This is a genomic window from Vibrio sp. 1078-1 (genome assembly GCF_033340475.1).
On sequence record NZ_JAWOWM010000252.1, the window covers coordinates 1 to 765 of the forward strand.

Annotated in this window: 1 pseudogene; it reads right to left on the reverse strand. The window is 51.5% G+C overall.

The annotated features are described in order from the left end of the window. A pseudogene (locus R7190_RS26935) lies at window positions 1–765 on the reverse strand (Tex-like N-terminal domain-containing protein); the annotation flags it as partial.

Consider the following 765-nt stretch of genomic DNA (forward strand, 5'->3'; position numbering starts at 1 on the left):
CTTCGATTTCAGCACGTTCTTTCATTGCGCCCATCAGCTCGGTTTCCATGTGCATCGATACTTTGATGCGCCATGCCCAACTGATCACTTGTTTACGCCATGCGTCCGCTGGAGCGCTGCTTAGCGTCACGCCATAATGGTCGGCAATGATGGTTTCACAGTACGATTGGCGTGCACCTTCTTCTTGTTCTGGGTCGGCGTTCATCGCCAACGTCAAAAAGCCTTCATTACGGCCTCGTAACATCGCCAGTGCACGGTGTGATGGCACTTTGCTCAGTGGCTCGTTATGGTTGAAGTAATCTTTAAACTTCTCGCCTTCTTGCTCTTTACCTTCAACGACACGAGAAACCAGTTCCGCGTTGCGGTTTAGATGAGCTCGAATTTTTTCAAGCAGGTTCGCATCCTCAGCAATGCGCTCCATGATGATTGCGCGAGCGCCATCCAGTGCCGCTTTGGTATCCGCGATGCCTTTGTCCGCATCAAGATATTTCGTCGCTTCGCTTTCTGGTTCTGTTTGTGGCTGGTTCCAAAGTGTATCAGCGAGAGGTTCTAAGCCAGCTTCAATCGCGATTTGGCCTTTGGTGCGGCGCTTTGGTTTGTATGGCAGGTAAAGGTCTTCCAGGCGAGTCTTGCTGTCGGCTTGCGTGATCTCTCGTTCTAGTTCTGGCGTCAGTTTGCCTTGTTCTTGGATCGACTTCAGAATGGTTTGACGGCGATCGTCGAGCTCGCGAAGGTATGACAGACGGCTGTCCAGAGTACGCAGTT